This is a genomic window from Sphingomonas qomolangmaensis (assembly GCF_024496245.1).
Lineage (GTDB): Bacteria > Pseudomonadota > Alphaproteobacteria > Sphingomonadales > Sphingomonadaceae > Sphingomonas > Sphingomonas qomolangmaensis.
Map to the genome: position 1 here is coordinate 1,435,346 of NZ_CP101740.1, position 21,586 is coordinate 1,456,931.

Consider the following 21,586-nt stretch of genomic DNA (forward strand, 5'->3'; position numbering starts at 1 on the left):
GCTGCTCCGTCCGCCCCGGACGATCGCAATAGTGGGCTATCGTGATTTCTAACCCCGTCCCCGCCGCTCCGCCTTGCAAGCGCACCAACACGCCCCCCCTCAATCCCCCGCAAAAGCAAACGGCGTAACCCCCGCCTCGCGATCGCTCACGATCCGCGCGCGCCCCGCCGGCGGGGCGCTGCGTTGCGGGCAGTTGGTGCGGGTGCAGGCGCGGCAGCCAAGCCCCACCGGCACCGCGCCGCCCGCCAGATCGACCCCGCGCGCCGCCGCCAGCGCGCTCGCCTCGCTCGCCGCCAGCCCCAGCCCGATCGCGAAGCGTCCGCGCACCCCGCCGGCCCGCGCGCCCTGGGGTTGCACCGTGCGCGCCAGCGTGAACCAGCGCGCACCGTCCTCGGTCTCGACCAGTTGGCGCACCAGGTCGCCCGGCCGGCCGAAGGTCTCGAACAATTCCCATAACGGGCACAGCCCGCCCTCGACCAGCGGCGACGCGCTCGCGCCGGCATAGCGTTTCGATACTTGCCCCGCGCGATCGACGCGCAGCATGAAGAAGGGCAGCCCGCGCGCGCCCACGCGCTGGAGCGTCGTCAGCCGGTGCGCCACCTGCTCGAACCCCGCGCCGAAGCGCCGCTGCAGCAGCTCGATGTCATAGCCCGTCCCCTCGCACGCGCGCAGGAAGCGGGCATAGGGCATCATCAGCGCGGCGGCGAAATAGCCGGTGACGTGGCGGCGGAACAGCCGCTGCGCGGTGCGGTCGGCAAGCTCGGCACCGCGCACCAGCGCCTCGATCTCGGCCCCCGCCTCCACCGCCAGCCGCTCGGCCATCGCGAAGGTGCGCGATGCGGCGTCGAGCATTTCGGACAATTGCAATTGCCGCGCGTGCAGGTCGACGCGCTTGAGCATGTCGGGCATCACCTCGACCGGCAGGATGCGCACCGACAATTGATGCTTCACCCGCAGCCGCTCGGCGATCGCCTGCGCCAGATCGCCGCTGCCCAGCCGCAATTCGTCGGCCAGCCGTTCGGCGGCGGCGTCGAGATCGGCGAAATGGTTGCGCCAGCGCTCGATCGCGCGGCGGACGTCGCGCGCGATCGTGTCGCCTTCGTCCGCCGCGGTGCCGCTGCCCGCGCCGCCGCGATCGAACACCCGCGCGAACGCCTCGGCCCCGCCCGGCGCGGCGGCCAGCCATTCGTCGACCTCGCTGCGATCGACCTCGAGATCGGCGAACAGCGGATCGGCCAGCCTTCGCCGCATCGCCGCCGCGCCGCCCCCCGGCTCGCCCGCCGCCAGCGCGCGCGCGTCGAAATCGAAACGCTGCGCCAGCCGCACCAGCAGGTTCGCCGACACCGGCCGCTGGTTGCGCTCGATCAGGTTGAGGTAGCTCGGCGAAATCTCGAGCGCCTCGGCCATCGCCGCCTGCGTCAGCCCCGCCTGCCGCCGCACCCGCCGCACCGCATGCCCCGCGATCACCTTGCGTTCGGCCATGTCCTACAAGCCTCCATTCGTGCCACATTGTGGAGATGGACCGAAACGACTCACGCCTGTCAAGTATTTACAACCTAACAGGCGGAAACGCGCTGCAGGCGACAGCGCGACCCGCGGGGGAAGCGAATCTGTGGGGGACGTAGTGTAGCTTTTGTATACTTCCAAATCATCCGCAGGACGATTTGTGAAGGCGATGACAATGACGACGAGCTTCGAAACCCTCATCCCCGCCCCCGCCGGCCGCTTCGACGGGATCGAACGCCCCTACACCCCCGCCGATGTCGAGCGCCTGCGCGGCTCGATCACGATCGAACACACGCTGGCGACCAAGGGCGCGAACAAATTGTGGGAGCTGCTCAAGACCGAGGATTATATCAACGCGCTCGGTGCCCTGAGCGGCAACCAGGCGATGCAAATGGTCCGCGCCGGGCTCAAGGCGATCTACCTCTCGGGCTGGCAGGTTGCCGCCGACGCCAACAGTGCCGGGCAAATGTACCCTGATCAGTCGCTCTACCCGGCCAATGCCGGCCCCGACCTTGCCCGCCGGATCAACAACACCTTCCAGCGCGCCGACCAGATCGAACATAGCGAAGGCGGCGCGACCCGCGACTGGTTCGCCCCGATCGTCGCCGATGCCGAGGCGGGCTTTGGCGGCCCGCTCAACTGCTACGAGATCATGAAGGCCTATATCGCCGCAGGCGCCGCCGGGGTCCATTACGAGGACCAGTTGGCGAGCGAGAAGAAGTGCGGCCATCTCGGCGGCAAGGTGCTGATCCCGACGCAGGCGCATATCCGCAACCTCGACGCCGCGCGCCTCGCCGCCGATGTCTCGGGCGTGCCGACGGTCATCTGCGCGCGCACCGACGCCGAAAGCGCCAAGCTGATCACCAGCGACGTCGACGAGCGCGACCGCGAGTTCCTCACCGGCGAACGCACCCCCGAAGGCTTTTTCCGCCTGAAGGACGGCACCGGCGTCGATCACTGCATCAAGCGCGGCCTCGCCTTTGCCCCGCACGCCGATCTGCTGTGGTGGGAAACGTCGAAGCCCGTCCTCGCCGACGCCCGTCGCTTTGCCGAGACGATCAAGAAGCAGTTCCCCAACAAGATGCTGGCGTATAACTGCTCGCCCAGCTTCAACTGGGAGGCCAATCTCGACAAGGACGACATCGCCCGCTTCCAGCGCGAGATCGGCGCGATGGGCTACAAGTTCCAGTTCGTCACGCTCGCGGGCTTCCACCAGCTCAACTACGGCATGTTCGAGCTGGCGCGCGGCTACAAGGACCGCGGCATGGCGGCCTATAGCGAGCTGCAACAGGCCGAATTCGGCGCCGAACAACATGGCTACACCGCCACGCGCCACCAGCGCGAAGTCGGCACCGGCTATTTCGATCTGGTCGCCACCACGCTGGCGGGCGGCGCAAGCTCGACCACCGCGCTCGGTGAATCGACCGAGGCCGACCAGTTCAAAAAGGCCGCGCCCGCTTTGGAGGCCAAGGCCGCCTGACCGCTTCGACCAGCTTTCCTGGGGAGGAAAGATGCCCGTCGGCACCGCAAGGCGCCGGCGGGCATTCGCCTGCCTACCGCGCCGACGCGATCTGCTCGATCCGCGCCCGATGCTCCTCGGGCCCGAACGGAAAGCGAAGGAACAGCCACCCCGCCGCCAGCGACAGCAGGAAATAGCCGCCTGCGAACAGGATCGTCAGCCGGTCGAGGACCGCCTCGGGCACCTGCCCCGGCGTCGCGCTTTCGGGAAACCCCGCCAGCGCCAGGATCGCCCCCGACACGAAGATCCCGAGCCCGCTGGTGCATTTCTGGACGAAAAACAGCCCGGCGAAGAACACCCCCTCGTTGCGGGTACCGGTGCGTGCTTCGGCATGTTCGACGACATCGGCCATCATCGATGCGCCGACGATCGCCGCGCCGATGCTCGCCGCGCCGCTGACGATGTAGATCGCGAACAAGACCGGCACCATCATCGCGCTTTCGGGCGGCGGGAACAGGCCGAGCAGGCGCAGCGCAAAGGGAACGCCCTGGAACACCCCCGCCGAGACGACCAGCCACGCCGCCGCGCGCGGCTTGCCGATCCGCCGCGCCAGCGCCGGCGCGCCGACAAAGGCGAGCACGACCCCCGCGAACAGCACCAGCGCCAGCCACCCGAAGGTCGCGGTGCTGAAGCGCCACACGAAGCTGTAGAGATAGTTCGACAGCGCGAAACTGATCCCCTGCATCGTATAGGCGAACAACCCCGCCGCCATCAGCAGCACGAACGCGCGGTTGCTCGCCGCCGCGCGCAGCTCGCGAAACGCCGTGCCGATCCCGCCCGCGGCGATCGGCGGTCGCGGCAAGGCAGCGATCCGCCGATGCGTCCCCAGCGCCGACACCAGGATCGCGAACGCCATGATCGCCGCCCCCGTCGCGGCGAAGGCGGCATAGCCGTCGCGGTTGAGCAACCCGTTGGGCTGCGCGGGCGTCGGCACCAGGAACAGCTGATAGGCGGCGAACAGCATCAGCAACCCCGCCGCCCAACCGAAGATGTAGCGATAGGCGGTGAGCCGCGTGCGCTCGTTGTAATCCGAGCTGAGTTCGGGGGTGAGCGCCTGGCTCGGCACTTCATAGGCCGATACCGCGCTGCGCACGAGCACCGCGGCACCGAACAGCCACAACAGGGTCATCGTCGGATCGAGCACCGGCGGGTTCCACAGCAGCAGCCAGCCGAGCGCGATCGGCAGCGCCGATGCGTACATCCACGGATGCCGCCGCCCCCAGCGGCTGCGCGTCCGGTCCGACGCGACGCCGATCGCCGGATCGATGAAGGCATCGACCAGCAACGCGCACATGATGACGAACCCCACCGATGCCGAGGGCAGTCCGATCACCTGGTTGTAGAACAGCAACAGGAAGGTGCCGAAGCCATTGTCCTTGATGCCATAGGCGACCGCGCCGAAGCCGAAGGCGAGCGTCGTGCGCGTTTCGACCCGGCCGACCGGGGGAAGCGCCTGTGCGGTCGCCATGCAAAGTGTCTCCAGACGCGGGTGGCCGTGAAGCATAGACGCAGCCTATCGCCCGTCAATTACGCTGATTTGGAAGAACGGGTATGCGAAGACGGGTTGCGCAGTACCCGGCGCACGGATACCTAATTGTCCTCCAGGAGCGGCTTCAGGTTCGAGCGCCGCGAACGACGTCCGATAGCCTTTCGAACAAAGGGAACGGGCGCGAGAGGATGACCATGGCACTCGACGCCGAAACTTTCGACGCGCTGATCGATACCGTCCGCCGGTTCGTCGCCGAACGGCTGCGCCCGCTCGAGGCTGCGGTCGAAGAGGCCGACGCGATCCCGCAGGACATCGTCGAGGAGATGAAGGCGCTGGGGCTGTTCGGACTGTCGATCGCCGAGGAATATGGCGGGCTTGCGCTGACAATGGCCGAGGAATGCCGCGTCGCGATCGAGCTTGGGCGCACGACGCCGGCGTTCCGATCGACCTTCGGCACCAATGTCGGGATCGGATCGCAGGGACTGGTGATGGCGGGCACGCCCGAGCAAAAGGCCGAATGGCTGCCGCGCATCGCGAGCGGCGAGATCGTCACCAGCTTCGCGCTGACCGAACCCGATGTCGGTTCGGACTCGGGCGCGGTGAAGACGCGCGCGGTGAAGGACGGCGACAGCTATCGGCTGTCGGGCACCAAGCGCTACATCACCAATGCCGACAAGGCCGACCTGTTCACCGTGATGGCGCGCACCGGCGACGATCCCGGCGCTCGCGGTGTATCGGCGTTCCTGGTGCCGCGCGACCTGCCCGGTGTGTCGATCGGCACCCCGGAAAAGAAGATGGGGCAAAAGGGGGCCAAGGTCGCCGACCTCAACCTCGACGACGTGGTCGTCCCCGCCGCCAATCGGCTGGGCGCCGAAGGTGAAGGCTTCAAGATCGCGATGCGCGTGCTCGATCGCGGGCGGCTGCATATCGCGGCGGTCTGCGTCGGCGTTGCCGAGCGGCTGATCGCCGACTGCGTCGGCTATGCCGGCGAACGCAGGCAGTTCGGCAAGCCGCTCGCTGAACATCAGTTGATCCAGGCAATGCTCGCCGATTCGAAGACCGAGGCGCTGGCGGCGCGCGCGCTGGTACTCGAAACCGCCGACAAGAAGGATCGCGGCGACGACGTCGTGCTCGAAAGCGCCGCCGCCAAGCTCTTTGCCTCGGAGATGGTCGGCCGAGTCGCCGATCGCGCGGTGCAGATCTATGGCGGCGCCGGCTATATCGCCGATTACGGCATCGAACGGCTCTACCGCGATGTCCGCCTGTTTCGGATCTACGAAGGCACCAGCCAGATCCAGCAACTGATTATCGCGCGCGAGATGATGAAGCGCGGGGGGTAAATCCCCCTCCCGCTTGCGGGAGGGGTTAGGGGAGGGCCTGTCGCTCCCTTGCATCACGAACAACCCCTCCCCCGACCCCTCCCGCAGGCGGGAGGGGGCAAGAAGGAGAGTATCATATGGACACCAGCACCCTGTTCCGCCTCGATGGCCGCGTCGCGCTCGTCACCGGCGGGTCACGCGGCATCGGCAAGATGATCGCGACCGGCTTCATCGGCATGGGGGCAAAGGTGTATATCTCGTCGCGCCGCGCCGACGCCTGCGAACAAACTGCCGCCGAACTGGGCGAACACTGCATCGCGCTGCCCGCCGACGTATCGAGCGTCGATGGCTGCAAGGCGCTGGCGGCGCAGCTTGCCGAGCACGAGCCCGCACTCGATATCCTGGTCAACAACGCCGGCGCTGCATGGGGCGAGCCGTTCGACAGTTTCCCCGAAAAGGGCTGGGACAAGGTGATGGACCTCAACGTCAAATCGCCCTTCTTCCTGACGCAGGCGCTGCACGGCGCGCTCAAGTCCGCCGGCTCGAGCGACAAGCCGGCCAAGGTGATCAACATCACCTCGATCGACGGCCAGCGGCTGAATGCGTGGGAGACCTATAGCTATCAGGCGTCGAAGGCAGCGCTGATCCACCTCACCCGCCGAATGGCGGCGCGCCTGATTCAGGACGGGATCAACGTCACCTCGATCGCGCCGGGTGCCTTCGCCAGCGACATGAACAAGGCGGCGCGCGATCACGGCAATTCAGTGGCCAAGGCAATCCCGGCCAGGCGGATCGGCGAGGCCGAAGATATGGCGGCGGCGGCGATCTATCTCGCCAGCCGCGCGGGTGATTATGTGGTGGGCGAGACGATCACCGTCGATGGCGGGCTGGTGAACGCGTCGGTCGGGGCCTCGATCGACGGCTGAGGCTCAGGGCGCGCGCTTGGGCCCGGTGAGCCACATCCGCGGCAATTTGGTCGGGCGCTTGACGCCGTCGAGCCGAACCGCACGGGTGATGCGGATCGGCTTGAGGATCATCTGCCCGCGAAACGCGTCGAAGCCGCCGCCGGTCTTCACCGCGAGGATGCGCTTCACCGCCGCCATCCCGCCGATCACGCTGCCGAAGGCGGCGTAGCCTGGATAGCCTGGCCGCGCGTCCATTGACGGCGCGGGGCCGACGGTAATGAAGAAATTGCCCCCCGCCGCCTCAGGCGTCGCGCCGCGCGCCATCGAGATGGTGGCGTCGAGGTGACGGATGCCGGTCTTCGACGTCGGCTCGAGCGGGAATGGCGGCAGGATGCGCCGCGCGTCGGTGCGGATGCCGCCCTGGACGAAGCCGGTGCCTGGCGTCCGCTTGCTGCGCGCGGCGCGATAGAAGGTCACCCCGTCGAACCGGCCGTCATCGACATAAGCCAGGAAATTCTTGGCGGTCGCCGGCGCGCGCTTGGTATCGACCGCGATCAGGATCGGGCCCGCACTGGTTTCGAGCCGGACGCGGACCTTGGCGGGTTCCTGCGCGGCAGCGGGCGTGGCGAGCGCGAGTATCGCAAGGCTGAGCAATTTTATAACCCCGTTCGCACTGAGCTTGTCGAAGTGCCGTTCTTCTTGGTGGGAAGAAGGACAGTGCTTCGACAGGCTCAGCACGAACGGGGAAAGGGCAGTTCGCAAACCATGCACAATCAGCGCGCGATCCCGCCTGCCGCGAGCACCGCGAGCGTCACCAGCTCACTCGCGGTGCTCGTCATCGGCGCGATCTGGACGTTCTTTTCCATGCCGATCAGCATGGGGCCGATCATCGTGTCGCCACCCAGTTCGCGCAGCAGCTTGGCCGAGATGTTCGCCGATTGCAGCCCGGGCATGATCAGGATGTTCGCCGGCCCCGAAAGCCGCGCGAACGGATAATTCTTCAGCTGCTTTTCGTTGAGCGCGACGTCGGGTGCCATTTCGCCTTCATATTCGAAGCCGGGCTGGCGCGCGTCGAGCACCGCGACGGCATCGCGGATATTGTCGAGCCACTGGCCGCCGGGGTTGCCGAAGGTCGAATAGCTCAGGAACGCGACGCGCGGTTCATGCCCCATGCGGCGCGCGACCTGCGCGGTCTGTTCGGCGAAGTCGGCAAGCTGCTCGGCGGTGGGCCGTTCGTTGACCGTGGTATCGGCGATGAACACCGTGTGCGTCTTGCCGACCAGCACATGGATGCCGAACGGGGTACGACCGGGCTCGGGATCGATCACGCGCTTGATCTCGCGGATCGACTGGGCATAGGCGCGAGTCACCCCGGTGATCATCGTATCGCCCTCGCCCAGCTGCAGCAGCAGCGCGCCGAAGATGTTGCGATCCTGGTTCACCATCCGCTCGCATTCGCGCCGCAAGAACCCGCGGCGCTGGAGCCGGGCGTACAGGAAATCGACCATCTTGGGCACGAGCGGCGAATGGCGGCTGTTGTGGACCTCGAAGCTTTCGGGATCGTCGATGCCGAGCGCGCGAAGCCGGTCGTACACATCGTCGCGCCCGACCAGCACCGGGGTGCCATAGCCGCCGTCGCGGAAGGCGATCGCCGCGCGCAGCACCACCTCTTCCTCGCCCTCGGCGAAGATCACGCGCTTGGGGCGTGCGCGCGCACCTTCATGCGCCAGCGACAGCACCGAGGTGGTCGGGTTGAGCCGCGCGCGCAGCGTGTGGCGATAGGCACCCATGTCGAGGATCGGGCGCGTCGCCACCCCCGAATCCATCGCCGCGGTCGCGACCGCGACCGACACGACTTCCATCAGCCGCGGATCGAAGGGTGCGGGGATGATATATTCGGGGCCAAAACTGTGCTGGACTCCGTACGCAATCGCGACTTCCTCGGGCACGCGTTCGCGCGCCAGTTCGGCGATCGCGTTGGCCGCGGCGATCTTCATCGCGTCGTTGATCCCCGTCGCACGCACGTCGAGCGCGCCGCGGAAGATGAACGGGAAGCCGAGCACGTTGTTGACCTGGTTGGGATAATCCGACCGGCCAGTGGCGACGATCGCATCGGGCCGCGCCGCCTTGGCGAGTTCGGGCCGGATCTCGGGCTCGGGATTGGCCATCGCGAAGATGATCGGCGCAGCCGCCATGTCCTTGACCATCTCGGGCTGGAGTGCCCCCGCCGCCGACAGGCCCAGAAACACGTCGGCGCCGTGCAGCGCTTCGGTGAGCGTGCGGCGATCGGTGGCGGCGGCGTGCGCCGACTGCCACTGGTTCACATCGTCGCGCCCCTGATAGATCACGCCCTTGCGATCGCACATCAGCACGTGATCGGCTCGGACGCCCATCGCCTTCATCAGCTCGGTGCAGGCGATCGCCGCGGCGCCCGCGCCGTTGACGACGACACGGATGTCCTTGAGCTGCCGCCCGGTGAGCAGGCAGGCGTTGATAAGCCCCGCAGCGCAGATGATAGCGGTCCCGTGCTGGTCGTCATGGAAGACCGGGATATTCATCCGCTCGCGGAGCGTCTGCTCGATGATGAAGCATTCGGGCGCCTTGATGTCTTCGAGGTTGATCCCGCCGAAGCTTGGCTCGAGCAATGCGACGCAATTGATGAAGGCGTCGACGTCTTCGGTATCGACCTCGAGATCGATCGAATCGACATCGGCAAAGCGCTTGAACAGCACCGCCTTGCCTTCCATCACCGGCTTCGACGCCAGCGCGCCGAGATTGCCCATCCCCAGGATAGCGGTACCATTAGAGATTACCGCAACCAGATTGCCCTTGGCGGTATAGTCATAGGCGGTGGCGGGATCGTCGTAGATCGCCTTAACCGGCACCGCGACGCCGGGCGAATAGGCCAGCGCCAGGTCGCGCTGCGTCGCCATCGGCTTGGAGGCGATGATCTCGATCTTGCCCGGACGGCCCTCGGAATGAAAGCGAAGCGCTTCGCGCTCGGAAAACTGGACGCTCGATTCGTCGGTCATTCGCAAACTCCGTGGGGCCGATTGCGTCCGCTCTAGGGGGTCGGGCGCCGTAAGGGCAAGCGTGCGGTGGTTCCGCTTTTGCGGCTTAGCCTCTATCGAGGCGTCGATGGCCAGCACGAACCCGATCTCCACCCAAGCCCCGACGCCGATGATAGCGCAATATCTCGCGCTCAAGGCCGAGGCGCAGGATTGCCTGCTATTCTACCGGATGGGCGATTTCTTCGAGATGTTCTTCGAAGATGCGCGGATCGCGGCTGCCTGCCTCGACATCGCGCTCACCGGGCGCGGCGAGCATGATGGCGAGCGGATTCCAATGTGCGGCGTGCCGGTCCATGCCGCGACCGCCTATCTACAGCGGCTGATCAAGGCGGGGCACCGCGTCGCGATCGCCGAACAGACCGAAACCCCCGAAGCGGCGAAAAAGCGCGGCGGATCGAAGGCGCTGGTGGCGCGCGCGATCGTCCGCGTGGTGACCGCGGGCACGCTGACCGAGGAGGCGCTGCTCGATGCCCGCGCGGCCAATTGGTGCGTCGCGGTGGGCGAAGCCGGCGGCGATGTTGCGGTGGCCGCCGCCGATGTATCGACCGGGCGGTTCGAGATTTTCGAGACCGACCTAGCGGGGCTCGGGGCAACGCTCGCGCGGCTCAACCCCGCCGAAGTCGTCGCCAGCGAGGCTAGCGAGATCGACGCGACCTCGCACCGCCCGCGCGCGCAGTTCGACAGCGCTGGCGGCGAGACTCGGCTGAAGTCGCTGTACGGTGTCGCGACGCTCGACGGGTTCGGGCAGTTCTCACGTGCCGCGCTGTCGGCCGCGGGCGGGCTGGTCGCCTATCTCGACCATACCGCCAAGGGGGCACTCCCCTTCCTGCGTCCGCCGGTGCTGCATGCGGACGACGCCAGCATGGCGATCGACGCGGCGACTCGCGAGAGCCTCGAGCTGACGCTTGCCACCGGCGGCACGCGCAAGGGCAGCCTGCTCGACTCGGTCGATCGCACGGTCACCGGCGCCGGCGCGCGGCTGCTGGGACAGGACATCGCGGCGCCGTTGATGGACGCCGGCGCAATCGGTGCGCGGCTAGATCTGGTGCAGCGCTTCCACGACGAACCCAATTTACGCGAGACGCTGCGGTCGTCGCTGCGCGCCCTGCCCGATATTGGCCGCGCGCTGGGTCGGATCGTCGCCGGGCGGGGGTCGCCGCGTGATTTGGGACAGTTGCGCGACGGGCTCGATGCAGCTTGGGGCTTGGGCGAGCGGCTGCACCAACTCGCCGCGCCGCCGCCCTTGCTCGCCGAGATCGCGCCGCGGCTACAGGGACATGGCGCACTGATCGACCTGCTCAAGCGCGCGCTGGTGCCCGAACCGCCGATCGACGCCGCGGGCGGCGGCTATATCGCCGAGGGGTTCGACGCCGCGCTCGACGATCTGCGCCATACCGGTGCTGGCGGCCGGCGCGCGATCGCCGCGCTCGAGGCCGACTATCGCAAGCGCACCGGGATCGCGGCGCTGAAGATCCGCCACAATGGCGTGCTCGGCTATCATGTCGAAGTGCCTGCGCGCGCTGCCGATGCGCTGATGGCGCCCGAGAGCGGCTTCACCCATCGCCAGACGCTGGCGGGCGTCGTCCGCTTCAACGCCGCCGACCTGCACGAAGCGGCGATGCAGGTAACGCAGGCGGGCAACCACGCGCTGGCTGCCGAGGCATCGCATCTCGAAGACCTGACCGAAACCGCGCTCGCACGCCGGCACGAGATCGCAGTCACCGCCGACGCATTGGCGCGGATCGACGTCGCCGCAGGGCTCGCCGAACGTGCCGCCGAGGGCGGCTGGGCGCGACCGGCGCTGGTCGATCACGCCTGTTTCGAGGTCGAGGGCGGGCGGCACCCGGTCGTCGAGGCTGCGGTGGCGCGCGCTGGCGGACGCTTCGTCGCCAATGATTGCGACCTGTCCGAAGCGTCGCGGCTATGGCTGGTCACCGGCCCCAATATGGGCGGTAAATCGACCTTCCTCCGCCAAAATGCGCTGATCGCGGTACTGGCACAGGCCGGCAGCTACGTCCCCGCCGCGCGAGCGAAACTGGGGCTGGTCGATCGCCTGTTCAGCCGTGTCGGCGCTTCGGACAATCTGGCGCGCGGGCGGTCGACCTTCATGGTCGAAATGGTCGAGACAGCGGCGATCCTGGCGCAGGCGACGCCGCGCAGTTTCGTCATCCTCGACGAGGTGGGGCGCGGCACCAGCACCTATGACGGGCTGGCGATCGCCTGGGCGGTGGTCGAGGCGATCCACGAGGATAATCGATGCCGCTGCCTGTTCGCGACGCATTACCACGAGCTGACCCGGCTGGCCGAACGCTGCGAGGCGCTGTCGCTGCACCATGTCCGGGCGCGCGAATGGAAGGGCGAGCTGGTGCTGCTGCACGAACTCGCGACCGGCCCCGCCGACCGCAGCTATGGCCTGGCAGTGGCACGGCTCGCAGGGCTGCCACCCGCAACGATCGCCCGCGCGAAATCGGTGCTGGCCAAGCTCGAGGCAGGCCGCGCCAAGACCGGCGGGTTGGCGGCAGGCCTCGACGACCTGCCGCTCTTCGCGGCGGTGGCAGCGCAGGAGGCCGACGCGGTCGACGAACTACGCAGCGCGCTCACCGCGATCGATGTCGATGCGCTGAGCCCGCGGGAAGCGCTCGAGGCGTTGTACCGGCTCAAGGGATTGGCGGGCTGATCGCCTAGCCTCTGGACACACCCGCCCCCACCCGCCACACGCGCACGCCATGAACGATCCCGCCGTCATCCGCCGCCTCTATGGCCGCCGCCAGGGCCACAAATTGCGCGTGGCGCAGGAGGAATTGGTCGCCGAGCTGCTGCCGCAGATTGCGGTGCCCGAAGGGCCGCTCGCCGCCGCGACGCTGTTCGGCTCGCCCCGCCCGCTCGAGGTCGAGATCGGCTTCGGCGCGGGAGAGCACCTCGCCGGGCAAGCCGCCGCGCGCCCTAGCACCGGGTTCATCGGCTGCGAACCGTTCCTCAACGGCGTCGTCGCCGCGCTCGGGCATGTTCGCGACGGCGCACTCGATAATGTTCGGCTGCACATGGGCGATGCGCTCGACGTGCTCGATCGGCTGCCCGATGCCAGCCTGGAGCGCGTGTATCTGCTGCATCCTGATCCCTGGCCCAAGGCGCGCCACGCTAAGCGCCGGATGGTCAATCACGGCCCACTCGACCTGATCGCCGCCAAGCTGAAGCCGGGCTGCGAGTTTCGGCTCGGTACCGACGATCCGACCTATTGCCGCTGGGCGATGATGGTGATGAACCAGCGCCGCGACTTCGAATGGACTGCCGCCACCGCGAAGGATTTCCAGACCCGTCCCGCCGACTGGCCCGAGACGCGCTACGAACGCAAGGCGCGGCGGCACGGGCACGAAGTGTGGTATTTCCGCTACATGCGGGTTTGATCCTGCCCGCTTCTGGTCCAGCGCCCGCGCAATAACCGCGCGACCACGCTCGCCACGCCAGGCCGCACGAACAGCCAGTCGCGGATCATCGGGCCCGGCTCGGCCCCGATCGTTCGCTTGTAGCCGCTGTCGCCCGCGCCCCAATCGACCCGCGTGATGCCGTCTTCGATCGCGCGCACCAGGTTGCGGTAATAGAGCAGTTTGCCGGGCGAATGCTTGGCGAAGGTCGGCACATAGCTGTTGGCGATCGCGTATTTCAGCGTGCCGACATTGAGGTCGAACGAGAAGGCCGCGGGAGCGCCGTCGATCCGCAGCATTGCCGCCCACATCATTTGCGCGAGCACCGGATCCTGCGCCGCCGCGCGCCAGAATGCGCCATGGCCCTCGTCGGTGAACTTCGCGTCCGATCCGTCGGTGCGCTCGGCGATCCAGCTGGCGCGCTCGATGATCGCCAGATCGTCGAACGCCTGGCCGGTCCAGCCCTCGCCTGCGACGAAATCCCAGCCGGGCACGCCGTGCGCCGCCAGATGCTTTTCGTGGAAGCGGTTCTTCTTGAGCGTCGAGCTGCGCGGCCAGGTGCCCTCGGCGCGGGCGCCGTCGATATCGAGCAGGAAGCTTTCAGCGACGTCGCGCGGCAGCGCGGTCCAACCGCGGGCTTCGGCGGCGATCCGCAACAGGCAGAGCGCCGGATCATCGTCATAGACCGGCCCGATCCGCAGCGCGGTCACTTCTTGCGCCAGCGCGTCGAGCAGCGGTTCGAACGCCTCTGGGCCGACATCCTGCGTCACCGGAAAGCTACGGAACGGCCAATAGCAGCCGGGTACCGCGGCCAATCGCAGTATCGCCGGGCCGAACGCGACCATCGGCAGCGCGATCACCGGCGCGCCATCTCTTGACGCGATCAGCGTGCGCGCCCGGCCACCATAGGCAGCGAGCGCCGCTGAGAACCAGCCATAGCGCAGGAAACGATGCGTCTCGCGTGCGCCCTGCGCCACGGTATCGATCGCCGACGCCAGCCCCTCGACCGTCTCGATCGCATGGACGGGCGGCAGGCGGTTAAAGTCGGTCGGCAGCATCGGCTTGGTCATCCACGCTTTTGTACCCACAACCCGTTACCAGGTCGTGCAGGCGATGAACGGCTTGCCGCAAAGCCCGGCTTTGCGCACAAGGGCGGCGATGCAATTTTCTCCCGTCATTTCGACCGTCGCCGCGACGATCCAGGTCGCCATCGCGCCGGTGTTCCTGCTCGCCGGGATCGGCGGCATCCTCAATGTGATGACCGGGCGACTGGCGCGGATCGTCGATCGTGCGCGCAGCCTCGAACAATTGCACCCGCGCTCGACCGGTCCCGAACACGACCGGCATGTGTGGGAATTGCGGCGGATCGACCGGCGGATCAGCGTCATCAACGCGGCGATCTTCCTGGTCACGCTCAGCGCGGTGCTGATCTGCCTGGTGGTCGCGTTGCTGTTCATCGCCGAACTGAGCGATCTCAAGATCGGCCGCATCGTCGCGGTCGCATTCATCCTGTCGATGCTGATGCTGATGATCGGGCTGCTATGCTTCCTTATCGAGGTGCGGATGTCGCTGAAGGCGATCCACATCCGCTCCGAATTGCTCGAGCAGGAACGCAAGTGACCCCCGCCGCCGAGCGCCGGTTGTTGCAGGCGGCGGTCGTCCTGGTCTGCTTCGTGCCGCTGTCGGCGTCGCTATCGTCGCTGTGGTACGGCCCGCGATGGCTGAGCGGGGTGGCCGAGGTGCCGACCGACCTCGACAGTCATTTCCGCTATCTCTCTGGGCTGTTCCTGGTGATGGGGCTTGCCTTCCTCGCGACGGTGCCGCGGATCGAGGCGCAAGGCGAGCGGTTGCGGTTGCTGGGCGCGATGGTGGTCGTCGGGGGCCTGGCGCGGCTCGCGAGTTTGGTGCTGGTCGGCGTGCCGTCGCGCGGCCATGTCGTGGGGCTGTGCATCGAGCTCGGCGTGGTGCCCGCGATCCTGCTGTGGCAGCGGCGGGTGGCGCGGCGGGTTGCGGCGGATCCAAACTTTGCCCGTTCGCCCCGAGCTTGTCGAAGGGCGGCCCGCCTTCGCCACGATAGCGTAGACCGAAAGTGCGGGCCGGACTTCGACAAGCTCAGCCCGAACGGAATTGGGGGCTAGCGAACAACGCTAGCGCCCTGCCCCATCCATCCCCGGCCCGGCATTCGCCGATGCCGCATAGCCCGGCGCCACGCGCATCGGCTCCGCCTGCTCGAAGGCATAGCCCGCATTGAGCAACAGCCCCTCGGTCAGCGCGGTCGAGAAGAAGGACAGGCCGACGGGCAAGCCATCGACCAGCCCCATCGGCACCGTCAGATGCGGATAGCCCGAGATCGCGGGGAGCGCGCTTGCCGAGGGGCCGCTGAACTGGTCGCCATGGACGGGATCGGACAGCCAGGGGGCGCCATAGCTCGGCGCGACGATCAGCCGCACGTCGCTTGCCTTTAGCATCCCGTCGATCGCCGCGCGTGCGAGCCCGAGCGACTTGGCGCGCGCCGCCTTGTATTTGGGATCGTCGACGCCGCCGGTCGCCTGCGCCTGTTCGAAGATCTCCTGCGCGAAGAACGGCATTTCGGCCGCCGCATTCGCCTGGTTGAAGGCGATCACGTCGGCGAGCGTCCGCGTCTTCACGCTGGCGGGGGTCGTCGCGAGATAGGCGTTGAGATCGCTCTTGAGCTCCATCTTGAGCACGTCGAATTCGGCGGCGCCCATGCCTTCGGTCTCGGGCCGTTTGAGATCGACCAGCACCGCGCCCTGCGCCTTGAGCAGCGCGAGCGACGCATCGAAGCGCGCCGCGAGATCACTCGACATTTCGGGACGCAGCACGCCGATCCGCAGCCCCTTGACGATGCTGGCGTCGAGCGCCGCGGCATAATCGCGGCGGTGGCGGTCGGCGTCCCTGGTCACCGCGTCGGCGCTGTCGCTGCCGATCATCGCGGAGAAGAGCGCGGCGGCGTCGCGGACGCTGCGTGCCATCGGCCCTGCCGTATCCTGGCTATGGCTGATCGGCACGACATGGGTGCGGCTGACGAGGCCGATCGTCGGCTTCAGCCCGACCAGCCCGTTCATCGCCGCGGGGCAGACTACCGAGCCGTCGGTCTCGGTCCCGACCCCTACCACCGCGAGGCTGGCGGCGATCGCCGCGCCGGTGCCGCTCGACGACCCACACGACGAGCGATCGAGCGCATAGGGGTTGCGCACCAAGCCGCCGACCGCGCTCCAGCCGCTCATCGAATTCGACGAGCGGATATTGGCCCATTCGGAGAGGTTGGTCTTGCCGAGGATGACCGCGCCGGCAGCGCGCAGCCGGGTGACCAACGGCGCGTCGCGGCGGGTGAAATTGTCCTTGAGCGCCAGGCTGCCCGCTGTCGTCGCGTTCTCGACGGTCTCGATATTGTCCTTCACCAGCACCGGCACGCCGTGCAGCGGTCCGCGCACCCGCCCCGCCTTGCGCTCGGCATCGAGGGCGCGCGCCTGTTCCAACGCCTGCGGATTGAGCGCGATCACGCTGCGCAGCGTCGGCCCCTTGCGATCGATCGCCGCGATCCGCGCGAGATAGGCACGGGTCAGCCGCTCGCTGGTGGTGCGCCTGGCGGTCATGTCGGCCTGCACTGCCGCGACGCTGGTTTCCTCGATCGCGGCGCGCTGCGCCATCGCTGGCTGCGCCGCCGCCATCATCGCCACCACCGCCGCCGTCGTCATCGTCCACTGCCGCATCCGAACCCCCCTGATGTCATCGACTATAAGTACCGCTCGTGCCCGCTTGGGACGCCCGGTCGGCCATCAGGGTTGGCTGGCGGCACCGGCGTTGGCAACCCCGCCGTTCCGCCATGTCCGATTCGCCGGCCCAATCCTCGCCGAGCGCAACGCCGGGACACCGATCGGGGATGCGTTCACGACCGATTCGGGGTCGGAAGGCTACAAAGGCTACACTACGTACCCCCCAAAAATGCCCATTGGCGCCCGATCCGGATACGACGCGCGGGAGCAAGCGCAGGCGTGGCCGAACGTCCGGGTGCGGGCGGCTGAAAGAGGCATATCGCTGCATACCGCAACGACCAGTCTGTAGGACAGCCCCCTGCACCAGCGGCGCCCCAAGCGCTTTGGCAATCGCGCATATGTGGCTAGCGTAGCGCCATCGGGGCGGGAGATTGGCGTGCGGACTATCGGATTGATCGGCGGCATGAGCTGGGAAAGCTCGGCGCACTATTACCGGATCATCAACCAGGCGGTGCGCGCGCGGCTGGGCGGCGGCCATTCGGCGCGCTGCCTGCTGCTGTCACTCGATTTCGCCGAGATCGCCGCGGGGCAGGCCGCGGGCGATTGGGACGGGCTGACCGCGATGATGATCGACGCCGCGCGCCAGCTCGAACGCGGGGGGGCGGACATGGTGCTGATCTGCACCAACACGATGCACCTGATGGCCGACGACGTCGCGGCCAGCGTCGCGATCCCGCTGCTGCATATCGGCGACGCCGCGGGTGCGGCGATCGTCTCAGCGGGGCACCGCCGGGTCGGGCTGCTGGGTACCGCCTTCACGATGGAGCGCGACTTCTATCGCGGGCGGCTCGCCGATCGCTTCGGGCTCGACGTGATCGTCCCCGAGGCCGAGGATCGCGCCGAAGTCCACCGGATCATCTATGACGAGCTGGTGCAGGGACAGGTTTCGGCGGCATCGCGCGAGGTATATCGCGGGGTGATCGCGCGGCTGGTAGATCGCGGTGCCGAGGCGATCATCCTTGGCTGTACCGAGATCATGCTGCTGGTGGGCACGGCCGATAGCGCGGTGCCGTTGTTCGACACCACCGATCTGCATGCGCTTGCCGCGGTCGAGGCGGCGTTGGCGGGCTCTATCGCGTGAAAGTTTTACCCTCATCCGTTCGCCCTGAGCTTGTCGAAGGGCCGTTCTTTCTGGTGCCGCCGGCATTGCGGCGGGAAGGAAAAACAGTGCTTCGACAGGCTCCAACACGAACGGGGAAAGGGGGGATCGACCTAACGTCATCCCGGTCTTGCGAAACCGGTCCGCGCCGAACGACGGTTTTTCGACTTCGCACGAAACGAACGGGGGTTGGTCAGCTTTCCTCGACCCAATCGGGCAATGCCGCGTCGCCGAGCGAGTCAAGCCGGCGCAGTTCGACCATCACGCCGAGGTCGGGATAGCTGACCCGCGTGCGCGCGCCGGGTTCGGCCAGCGGGGCGACCAACAAGCGACGCGATACCTTGGCGCGGTGGTGCATCCGGGCGGTGTTTTCCTGGCCGACATAGCAGCCCTTGGTGAAGCTCACCCCGTTGAGTTCGCGCGCATTCGCCTCGAGCCAGAGCGTCGAGTCCTGCCCGAGTTCCTCGGCGCCCTCGACCACCCCGAGCGCCAGGCGATGCGCGCGCCAAGCGCGGCTCGCGTCCTCGCCGGTCGCGGCGCCGAGCCAGCGCCAGCCCAGCTTCGGGTGCCGCGGATCGGCCGCGGCATCGGCAGCGGGCGCCAGCGACCAATGGACCGCAAGCGCGGGATCGCGCGCGATCACGATCGCGCGGCGCAGCCGGTATAGCGACAGCCGGCGGACCAGCGCGTCGGCCTGCGCCGCCTCGCAATCGATCAGCACATCGTCGCCATCGGCCCAGAGCAGGAAATCGAACAGCGCCTTGCCCTGCGGCGTCAGCAGCCCCGACCATTGCGGCGCGCCGGGCGCGACCGCCGCCAGATCCTGCGTCACCAGCCCCTGGAGGAACCCGCGCACATCCTCCCCCGAGAGGCGAAGGACCGCGCGATCGGCGAGATGGGTGGCGTCGGGATGGGTGGCATCGCTCATGCGCAGCAAGTAAGACGTGGCGACCCAGTACGAAAGAGGCAGCGATGGCGACCCATGATCTGAAGCTTACCGGCGGCACCGTCCATCTGCCGGGTGGCCCGGTGCAAACCACCGTCTATGCACGCGGCGGCCGGATCGCCGCGATCGGCGGGTTCGCCGATGCCGAGCAGACGATCGACTGCACCGGGCTCGACATCCTGCCGGGGGTGATCGACACCCAGGTGCATTTCCGCGAGCCCGGGCTCGAGCACAAGGAAGACCTCGAAAGCGGCAGCCGCGCCGCGGTGATGGGCGGCGTCGTCGCGGTGTTCGAAATGCCCAACACCAAGCCCAATACCGACAGCGCCGAGGCGATCGCCGACAAGCTGGCGCGCGCCAAGGACCGGATGTGGTGCGACCACGCCTTCTATGTCGGCGCGACCGGCGCCAATGCCGAGCATCTGGGCGAGCTCGAGCGGCTGCCGGGGACCGCGGGGGTCAAGATCTTCATGGGATCCTCGACCGGCGACCTGCTGGTGGCCGATGACGAGGTGCTCGCGCGGGTGCTGCGCTCGGGGCGCCGCCGCGTTGCGATCCATGCCGAGGACGAGGCGCGGATGAACGCGCGCGCCGGGGAGTTCCGGATCGACGGCGACGTCGCCTCGCACCCGATCTGGCGCGACGACGAAAGCGCGTTGCTCGCGACCCGCCGCATCCTGGGGCTCGCGCGGGCGGCGGGGCGGCGTATCCATGTGCTCCACGTGTCGACCCCCGCCGAACTCGAATTGCTCGCGCAGCACAAGGACATCGCTACTTGCGAGGTCACCCCGCAGCATCTGACGCTGGCGGGCGAGGACGCCTATCGCGACCTTGGCACCCATGCGCAGATGAACCCTCCGATCCGATCGGCGGTGCATCGCGACGGGCTGTGGCACTGGATGGGCCAGGGCGTGCCCGACGTCATCGGGTCCGACCACGCGCCGCACACGCTCGCCGAAAAGGCGATGCCCTACCCCGCCAGCCCCAGCGGCATGCCCGGCGTGCAGACGCTGCTGCCGCTGATGCTCGATCACGTCGCGGCAGGACGGATGACGCTGCAGCGGCTGATCGACCTCACCAGCGCAGGGGCGCAGCGGATCTTCAACATCGCGGGCAAGGGGCGGATCGCGATCGGCTATGACGCCGACTTCACGGTCGTCGATCTCAAGCGCCGCTGGACGGTCGACGGCGCGTGGCTGCAATCGCGCAGCGGCTGGTCGCCGTTCGAAGGATGCGAGCTGACGGGCAAGCCGATCGGCACGATCGTGCGCGGGCGCGCCGCGATGTGGGAGGATGAATTGGTGGGGGCGGCTTCGGGCGCGCCGATCCGGTTCGAATCTACGGTGTTCGAGCGGGGGTGAGCGGACGACTTTAGATCAGGCGGGCGCCACGGGCAAAGCCCGTGACGTCGGTCGGGGCCGGTGGCCCCGCCGGCCGAGCTTGCGCGAGTCGAGCGAGCATTGCTCGCTGCCGCGCTGCGCTTAGAACGGCAGCCACTCTGCCTTCTCGCTGAAGCTCATATAGCCGATATTGGCGCCCAGCCGGTAGCCGACCCCCACGCGGATCGGGATCAGCACCACGTCGCCGCGGCGCATATACGTCGCCGCGAACCCGCCGATGAAATAGGCGCGCCCCTCGGCCGAGGGGAAGCGGCGGTACAATTCCTGCGAATCATAGAGGTTGTACACCAGCACGAACACCTTGGTGGCATCGCCGCCGGCATCGAAGCCGATCGACGGTCCGGTCCAATAGACCGGCCGCTGCCCCTCGACCTTGTGCGTCATCACCCCCGAGCCGTAGCGCACCCCGACCACGAACGCGCCCGCGGCCTCGCGCCCGGCGATATAAGCGTTGGGACGCCCCTGTTCGGACAGGATCTTCTCGAGCAGCCCGGCCAATTCGGCGGCACCCTTGCCGAAGACGCCCTCGGCCGCGGCCATCAGGTCTTCGCGTGCATAGGTTTCGGACGCCACCGTCGTCTGTTCGGCGGCGATCGGCGGCAGCGGCGCGGTGCTGGTCGGCGCGACCGGCGCGGCGGCGGGCATTCCCGGCTGCGCGGCGCGCTCGTCGGGGGTGAGCGGATCGACCTGTTCCTCCACCTGCGCGGGCGGCGAATAGGCGGGTGGCGGCCCCGACAGATCGCGGTCGATCGCCTCGTTGGGGTCGATCGTCCGCACCTGCCCGGTCGCCATCGCCGGCGCGGCCACCAGCGCCACCCCGATCGCGGCGCGCTTGATCCACTGGCTACGCATCGTCACTTCCCCCACATCGTCATGGGTAACCATACAACCGCACACGCTTTCGCTGCAATGAACCGGCGACGATGCGAGTCGATTTAGCGTTCGGCCGCGCGATATGCGCTGTTGATCGCTGGCGCATCGCTCGGTATAGCCCGCCGCTCAGCGCCGTGTCCGGAGACGTGGGTGAGTGGCTGAAACCAGCGGTTTGCTAAACCGCCGTGCTGAGTAATCGGCACCGACGGTTCGAATCCGTCCGTCTCCGCCAACATCGCG

17 protein-coding genes and 1 tRNA gene are annotated in these 21,586 nt (G+C 68.0%); 10 read left to right on the top strand and 8 right to left on the bottom strand.

Annotation, left to right across the window (positions count from 1 at the left end; genetic code table 11):
• Positions 1–99: 99 nt before the first annotated feature.
• On the bottom strand, positions 100–1,482 hold the full coding sequence (locus NMP03_RS06800) for a helix-turn-helix domain-containing protein (protein WP_256507733.1): 1,383 nt from the start codon (positions 1,480–1,482) through the stop codon (positions 100–102).
• A gap of 199 nt (positions 1,483–1,681) precedes the next feature.
• On the opposite strand from NMP03_RS06800, the gene aceA reads away from it, so the two are divergent.
• Positions 1,682–2,986, top strand: a complete 1,305-nt coding sequence (aceA, locus tag NMP03_RS06805; RefSeq protein ID WP_256507734.1) for an isocitrate lyase — start codon at positions 1,682–1,684, stop codon at positions 2,984–2,986.
• A gap of 73 nt (positions 2,987–3,059) precedes the next feature.
• Here aceA and NMP03_RS06810 read toward each other — a convergent pair whose 3' ends face one another.
• The gene (locus tag NMP03_RS06810; RefSeq protein WP_256507735.1) at positions 3,060–4,493 is read right to left on the bottom strand and encodes an MFS transporter; all 1,434 of its coding nucleotides are present in this window, start codon (positions 4,491–4,493) and stop codon (positions 3,060–3,062) included.
• A gap of 215 nt (positions 4,494–4,708) precedes the next feature.
• Here NMP03_RS06810 and NMP03_RS06815 point away from each other — a divergent pair, with 215 nt between their 5' ends.
• The gene (locus NMP03_RS06815; RefSeq protein ID WP_256507736.1) at positions 4,709–5,854 is read left to right on the top strand and encodes an acyl-CoA dehydrogenase family protein; all 1,146 of its coding nucleotides are present in this window, start codon (positions 4,709–4,711) and stop codon (positions 5,852–5,854) included.
• A gap of 116 nt (positions 5,855–5,970) precedes the next feature.
• A complete protein-coding gene (locus tag NMP03_RS06820) occupies positions 5,971–6,759 on the top strand; it encodes an SDR family oxidoreductase (protein ID WP_256507737.1) in 789 nt (262 codons plus the stop codon).
• A gap of 3 nt (positions 6,760–6,762) precedes the next feature.
• Here NMP03_RS06820 and NMP03_RS06825 read toward each other — a convergent pair whose 3' ends face one another.
• Positions 6,763–7,392: a peptidylprolyl isomerase gene (locus NMP03_RS06825; RefSeq protein ID WP_406698321.1), complete on the bottom strand. Its 630-nt coding sequence runs from the start codon at positions 7,390–7,392 to the stop codon at positions 6,763–6,765.
• Between the two features lie 119 nt (positions 7,393–7,511).
• On the bottom strand, positions 7,512–9,770 hold the full coding sequence (locus NMP03_RS06830; RefSeq protein ID WP_256507738.1) for an NADP-dependent malic enzyme: 2,259 nt from the start codon (positions 9,768–9,770) through the stop codon (positions 7,512–7,514).
• Between the two features lie 148 nt (positions 9,771–9,918).
• On the opposite strand from NMP03_RS06830, the gene mutS reads away from it, so the two are divergent.
• Together mutS and trmB are read left to right on the top strand one after the other, a co-directional pair.
• Entirely contained in the window at positions 9,919–12,486 is a 2,568-nt protein-coding gene (gene mutS / locus NMP03_RS06835; protein WP_256508043.1) for a DNA mismatch repair protein MutS, read from the top strand.
• Positions 12,487–12,535: 49 nt separating this feature from the next.
• Positions 12,536–13,213, top strand: a complete 678-nt coding sequence (trmB, locus tag NMP03_RS06840) for a tRNA (guanine(46)-N(7))-methyltransferase TrmB (protein WP_256507739.1) — start codon at positions 12,536–12,538, stop codon at positions 13,211–13,213.
• Here the strand turns inward: trmB and NMP03_RS06845 are convergent.
• A complete protein-coding gene (locus NMP03_RS06845) occupies positions 13,198–14,301 on the bottom strand; it encodes a GNAT family N-acetyltransferase (RefSeq protein ID WP_256507740.1) in 1,104 nt (367 codons plus the stop codon). The two genes, trmB and NMP03_RS06845, sit on opposite strands and share 16 nt — an antisense overlap.
• Before the next feature lie 88 nt (positions 14,302–14,389).
• Between NMP03_RS06845 and NMP03_RS06850 the strand changes: the two genes are divergently transcribed.
• Together NMP03_RS06850 and NMP03_RS06855 are read left to right on the top strand one after the other, a co-directional pair.
• Entirely contained in the window at positions 14,390–14,851 is a 462-nt protein-coding gene (locus NMP03_RS06850) for a DUF2721 domain-containing protein (RefSeq protein WP_256507741.1), read from the top strand.
• On the top strand, positions 14,848–15,369 hold the full coding sequence (locus NMP03_RS06855; RefSeq protein ID WP_256507742.1) for a DUF4345 domain-containing protein: 522 nt from the start codon (positions 14,848–14,850) through the stop codon (positions 15,367–15,369). The genes NMP03_RS06850 and NMP03_RS06855 overlap by 4 nt, the downstream gene beginning before the upstream one ends.
• A 9-nt stretch (positions 15,370–15,378) precedes the next feature.
• On the opposite strand, the gene NMP03_RS06860 is transcribed toward NMP03_RS06855, so the two are convergent.
• Positions 15,379–16,965 (bottom strand): amidase, encoded by a 1,587-nt coding sequence (locus tag NMP03_RS06860; RefSeq protein ID WP_256507743.1) that lies wholly within the window; start codon positions 16,963–16,965, stop codon positions 15,379–15,381.
• Between the two features lie 439 nt (positions 16,966–17,404).
• On the opposite strand from NMP03_RS06860, the gene NMP03_RS06865 reads away from it, so the two are divergent.
• Positions 17,405–18,109, top strand: coding sequence for an aspartate/glutamate racemase family protein (locus NMP03_RS06865; RefSeq protein WP_256507744.1), 705 nt, complete (start codon positions 17,405–17,407; stop codon positions 18,107–18,109).
• A gap of 211 nt (positions 18,110–18,320) precedes the next feature.
• Here NMP03_RS06865 and ygfZ read toward each other — a convergent pair whose 3' ends face one another.
• On the bottom strand, positions 18,321–19,055 hold the full coding sequence (gene ygfZ, locus NMP03_RS06870) for a CAF17-like 4Fe-4S cluster assembly/insertion protein YgfZ (protein ID WP_256507745.1): 735 nt from the start codon (positions 19,053–19,055) through the stop codon (positions 18,321–18,323).
• A gap of 44 nt (positions 19,056–19,099) precedes the next feature.
• Here ygfZ and NMP03_RS06875 point away from each other — a divergent pair, with 44 nt between their 5' ends.
• Positions 19,100–20,434 carry a dihydroorotase gene (locus tag NMP03_RS06875; protein ID WP_256507746.1) on the top strand — a complete coding sequence of 445 codons (1,335 nt, stop codon included), beginning with the start codon at positions 19,100–19,102 and terminating at the stop codon, positions 20,432–20,434.
• A gap of 120 nt (positions 20,435–20,554) precedes the next feature.
• Here the strand turns inward: NMP03_RS06875 and NMP03_RS06880 are convergent, their stop codons facing one another.
• Positions 20,555–21,325, bottom strand: a complete 771-nt coding sequence (locus NMP03_RS06880) for a DUF1134 domain-containing protein (RefSeq protein ID WP_256507747.1) — start codon at positions 21,323–21,325, stop codon at positions 20,555–20,557.
• Positions 21,326–21,486: 161 nt separating this feature from the next.
• Between NMP03_RS06880 and NMP03_RS06885 the strand changes: the two genes are divergently transcribed.
• Positions 21,487–21,578, top strand: a tRNA-Ser gene (locus NMP03_RS06885).
• Positions 21,579–21,586: the final 8 nt, after the last annotated feature.

Coding starts and splice junctions, on each gene's coding strand:
- NMP03_RS06800 (WP_256507733.1), bottom strand. CDS start 1,482: ATGGCCGAACGCAAGGTGATCGCGGGGCATGCGGTGCGGCGGGTGCGG.
- aceA (WP_256507734.1), top strand. CDS start 1,682: ATGACGACGAGCTTCGAAACCCTCATCCCCGCCCCCGCCGGCCGCTTC.
- NMP03_RS06810 (WP_256507735.1), bottom strand. CDS start 4,493: ATGGCGACCGCACAGGCGCTTCCCCCGGTCGGCCGGGTCGAAACGCGC.
- NMP03_RS06815 (WP_256507736.1), top strand. CDS start 4,709: ATGGCACTCGACGCCGAAACTTTCGACGCGCTGATCGATACCGTCCGC.
- NMP03_RS06820 (WP_256507737.1), top strand. CDS start 5,971: ATGGACACCAGCACCCTGTTCCGCCTCGATGGCCGCGTCGCGCTCGTC.
- NMP03_RS06830 (WP_256507738.1), bottom strand. CDS start 9,770: ATGACCGACGAATCGAGCGTCCAGTTTTCCGAGCGCGAAGCGCTTCGC.
- mutS (WP_256508043.1), top strand. CDS start 9,919: ATGATAGCGCAATATCTCGCGCTCAAGGCCGAGGCGCAGGATTGCCTG.
- trmB (WP_256507739.1), top strand. CDS start 12,536: ATGAACGATCCCGCCGTCATCCGCCGCCTCTATGGCCGCCGCCAGGGC.
- NMP03_RS06845 (WP_256507740.1), bottom strand. CDS start 14,301: ATGACCAAGCCGATGCTGCCGACCGACTTTAACCGCCTGCCGCCCGTC.
- NMP03_RS06850 (WP_256507741.1), top strand. CDS start 14,390: ATGCAATTTTCTCCCGTCATTTCGACCGTCGCCGCGACGATCCAGGTC.
- NMP03_RS06860 (WP_256507743.1), bottom strand. CDS start 16,965: ATGCGGCAGTGGACGATGACGACGGCGGCGGTGGTGGCGATGATGGCG.
- ygfZ (WP_256507745.1), bottom strand. CDS start 19,055: ATGAGCGATGCCACCCATCCCGACGCCACCCATCTCGCCGATCGCGCG.
- NMP03_RS06875 (WP_256507746.1), top strand. CDS start 19,100: ATGGCGACCCATGATCTGAAGCTTACCGGCGGCACCGTCCATCTGCCG.
- NMP03_RS06880 (WP_256507747.1), bottom strand. CDS start 21,325: ATGCGTAGCCAGTGGATCAAGCGCGCCGCGATCGGGGTGGCGCTGGTG.